This window comes from Longimicrobium sp. (assembly GCF_036280135.1).
GTDB lineage: Bacteria > Gemmatimonadota > Gemmatimonadetes > Longimicrobiales > Longimicrobiaceae > Longimicrobium.
Genome location: NZ_DASURI010000468.1, coordinates 1 through 4,183, shown reverse-complemented (window position 1 = coordinate 4,183; position 4,183 = coordinate 1). Strand labels below are relative to the sequence as shown.

3 protein-coding genes are annotated in these 4,183 nt (G+C 71.0%); all 3 read left to right on the top strand.

Features of this window, described 5'->3' with window-relative positions; all coding sequences use genetic code 11:
• Window positions 1-1,378 (top strand): hypothetical protein (locus VFZ20_RS15145; protein ID WP_329684744.1); only part of this gene is annotated, 1,378 nt, incomplete at its 5' end.
• A gap of 62 nt (window positions 1,379-1,440) precedes the next feature.
• Window positions 1,441-2,982 (top strand): Ig-like domain-containing protein, encoded by a 1,542-nt coding sequence (locus tag VFZ20_RS15140; RefSeq protein ID WP_329684743.1) that lies wholly within the window; start codon window positions 1,441-1,443, stop codon window positions 2,980-2,982.
• Window positions 2,983-3,188: 206 nt separating this feature from the next.
• The coding region (locus tag VFZ20_RS15135; protein ID WP_329684742.1) for a M14 family zinc carboxypeptidase at window positions 3,189-4,183 on the top strand (995 nt) is incomplete at its 3' end.

Sequence of the window (4,183 nt, the reverse complement as noted above, 5' to 3'; positions counted from 1 at the left end):
CATCACCGGCACCGCCGCGCCGCTCGATCCCCATCCCGAGCTCGACCAGTCGCCCGACGGGACGCAGGGCGTCTTCACGGTAGCCATCGAGGATCCGCGCGCGGTGGTCGCGGGCGTGGAGGTGTACCTGCGCGTGCTCGGCACCGACGAGAGCGGGCCGCACCCCATGCTTTACGCTGCCGGCGTCTACGCGTTCGCCTTCACCCTCGACGAGGAGCGAGACACGGGCGTGAGGGCGGTGATCCTGCGCAATGACGGCGGGGTGCCCATCGCCCTGGGCCCCTTCACCGCCGACGCCAACCGCGTCCCCGCCCGGCCGACGACAGGGCGCACGCGGTTCGGCGCGCTGGACCGGATCCAGGTGGACGGTGCCGACTTCGACACCGTTGCCCTCTTCTACCACGCCGTTGACCTCGCGACCGGTACTCCCGGCCCGGAGCAGCCGGTCCCCGCACGCGGCGCAGACCCCAGGTTCGGCGCGGTGACCGTGCCGGCGCTGGAGGCGGAGCAGCTCCTGCAGTTCTACGGCAAGAACGACCAGGGCCTGCCCGGTCCGGTGCGCGACGTGGTGATCCCCCCCAAGGACCCCACGGCCCCCATCCCTCCGCGCCTGGTCATCACCGACGTGGAGGGCGACTCCGCCGGGACGCGCCACGTGCGGATCCACGTGGACAACCCGCAGGGCGACGGGGGACTGCTCAAGGTGTGGCTGAACCGCGACGGCTACGAGTCGGCGGACCCGGCGCTGCCGGCGGACGGCACGATCGCGGGCGTCGGGGAGGTGCACGACTTCGACGAGGACACCGCCGTGCAGCGGCCCCCGCCGGCCGCGGCCGCCAACCTGCTCGCCAACATCCGCGTGCCGAGCAACCAGGACAAGAAGATCTACTTCGAGTACCTCTCCGAGTTGCCCGTCGAGGGCGTTCCGCCCGGGGCCGCCCAAGAATACGTGCTGCGCGCCCGCGGACCCTGGAACCAGGCGGGGACGCGCCTCGACAGCGCGCTCGTGCTCCCCATGGCGGCCGTCGCCGGCGTGACCGCGGTGTACGTGGGCGACCCGCCGACGACGACCCGGTCCGGCACGACCCTGAGCGCCGACGTGCCCGCACACGCCCTCCACGTCGCCGGCGCAGTGATGGAGTACTCCGCCGGCTCGGCCGCGGTGGAGCTCGGGACTCACGCCACCGGAGACCCGTTCTGGATCTACGCCGACGACCCCTCGTTCGAAGGCGGCGCCGTTGCGTACACGATCACCTTCACGTTGAGCGACCTCGCGGGCTCCAGCGCGCGCCGCCTCGTCGGCTATGGAGAAGTGCCCGCCGACGGTGTGAGTGGTGCGGTGGCCAAGCGAGGCGGCTTCCAACCCTCCCAGTCATGAGTCGCGACTTACGCCCGTTCACCGTTCTCACGCACACCGCGGGTGCGGGACGCACGGCCGACGTGCGCCCCGTCATCATGGGCCCCGGCGGAGCCTGGACGATCGGCGCGGTGGAAGCAGGCACGGTCCTGCGTGCGCTGCGCGGCCGCGCCGAGCTGCTGTCCGGCGCGGGTGAGCTCACGCTGGACGCCGAGGTGGACGGGTCGACGGCGCTTTCCCTCCTACTGGCCGAGGAGATGTCCCTGGTTGAGGGGCCGGCAACACTTGCCAGCGCGGCCGAGGTGGAGGTGAGGGTCGGAGGTCTGTCCGGCATCGCCGCATCCGCGACCGTGGAGGGCTCGCTCGCGGTTCAGCAGGGCGCTCGGTCGCTCATCTACGTCTTGCTGCCCGGCGATGTGGAAGGCGCTCCCCCGGCCGCGGCGACCGTCGTGGTCCTGCCGTCGTCGGCCGAGGTGGACGAGGGAAGCACCGTGCAGCTCGCTGCCGTCGTTCTCTCCGAGGACGGCGTGGAGCTCGCGGATTCCGTCACGTGGAGCTCGGTGTCCCCGGCCGTCGCCGGCGTCGACGCCACGGGCCTGGTGACGGCGTTGGGCAACGGGGAGGTGGAGGTCCGCGCGACCGCCCCGAATGGGGTTTACGGGTCCTGCGTGGTGACCGTGTACCCGGTCGTGGCTACGGTGGTCGTCACGCCCGACCCGGCCGCGGTGGCTGAAGGCTCGACCCTCCAGCTCGTGGGCACGGCACGAGACTCGGGCGGCGACCCCCTGGAGGAGCCGCTCACCTGGGCCACATCCGCGGCCGCGGTTGCGACGGTGTCAAGCACGGGGCTGGTGACAGGGGTATCCGGGGGAGCCGCGCAGATCACTGCCCAGGCGGCGAACGGGGTTGCAGGAACAACGAGCCTGACGGTCACGAAGCCGGCAGTCTATACGGCCGACTTCACCACCATGGCCGACGGCGCCCCGGCCGGGATGACGACGTTGATCGCCGGCGGCAGCGCCGCTACACGGCCGACGTCGATTTTCAACGTCACCGCCGCGCGCGGGCGGTTCCTGAACGGCTCCTCGAACGAGCACGGGGCGGCCGTTCGCGATGGCACCGCCGCCACTCAAGGAGTGGTTCGAACCTCGTTCCAGATGTCCCAGCTCCGCGCCGGGTTCGCGGAGCGCGGCGGTGGGCTCATCCTGCTCGCCACGCTCAATGCGTCAGCCCCACTGGGCTTCACCGGCTGCAGGGTGCACACCGACCTCTCTGTCGATACAGGCCAGTTCACCCTGCTCAGCGACTGCTATAACCAAGCAGGTGTTCAGGTGAACGGTCCCGGTTCGATCGTTCTCGCTACCATCGCAGGGCTGACGGTGTCGACGGTCCTGCACCTTGAGGGAGAGTTCTACTACGCGGGGTCCGTCGCGCACCTGCGCGTGCGGCTTTGGAAGGACGGCGGCGCAATGCCTGCTTGGCCCGCGTCCGGTTCGTCGGTCGCGGGCGCGACCGACTACGTCATGGGAACGGCGATGGCGGGGACGTGGGGAAGGTTCGGGGTCGCCAACCGAGGCGTTCCGCCTCGGTACCTCAATCTCTCGGCGTCGGGGCTGTGGGTCTGAGATCGGGTTTTGCGATAAGTCGAATATCGCAAAATAAAGCGGCAAATTTTCGCACGCGGCAACACGTTGCTCCGGTCCACGCCCGCACTTTCGCACTTTCGCACTTTCGCACTTTCGCACTTTCGCACTCTCGCACTCTCGCACTCTCGCACTCTCGCACTCTCGCACTCTCGCACTCTCGCACTCACGCACTCATCACGCACTCCATGCTCAAGCGACTGATCGCCGCGGGGCTCCTGGCCCTGGCGGCGCGCGCGCCCCTCGCCGCGCAGCACCCGCTGGGCGGACAGGGGCCGTACGATCCCGCCGTGCCCACACCCGCGTCCGTGCTGGGATACGAGCCGGGCGAGCGGTTCACGCCGCATCACCTGCTCATGCGCTACGTGGAGGCCGTGGCCCGCGCCAGCCCCCGCGTGCGGCTGGACACCGTGGCCCACTCCTTCGAGGGGCGCGAGGTCGTGCTCATCGCCATCACCAGCGAAGCCAACGCCGCGCGGCTGGAGGACATCCGCCGCGACGCCGCCCGCCTGGCCGACCCGCGCGGCGCCTCCGCGGCGGAGCTGGCGGCCGTGCGCGACCGCATCCCCGCCATCGCGTGGATGGGCTACACCGTGCACGGGCCCGAGGCCTCCGGCGCCGAGGCCGCCCTGGCCGTCCTGTACCAGCTCGCTGCGGGGCGGGACGACGAGACGCGCCGCATCCTGGACAACGTCGTCGTCCTCATCGACCCCCTGCAGAACCCGGACGGCCACGAGCGCCACGCGCAGGACGTCATGCGCATGCGCACGGCCCTGGGCGTGCCCGCGCACCCCGACGCGCGCATCCACGCCGGCACCTGGCCCGGCCCGCGCACCAGCCACTACCACTTCGACCTCAACCGCGACTGGTTCACGCAGTCGCACCCCGAGACGCGCGGCCGCGTGCAGACCATGCTGCGCTGGTGGCCCCACGTGGCGGTGGACCTGCACGAGATGAGCTACACGTCCACCTACTTCTTTCCCCCGCCCATGGCGCCCATCAACCGCCTGGTGGACCCGTCCGTCCGCCGCGGCTGGGAGGCCTTCGCCGCCGGGAACATCGCCGCCTTCGACGCGCGGGGATGGGCGTACTTTCGCCGCGAGGGATACGACGAGTTCTACCCCGGCTACGGCAGCTCGTGGCCCATCTACAGCGGCGCCGTGGGGATGACGTACGAGCAGGC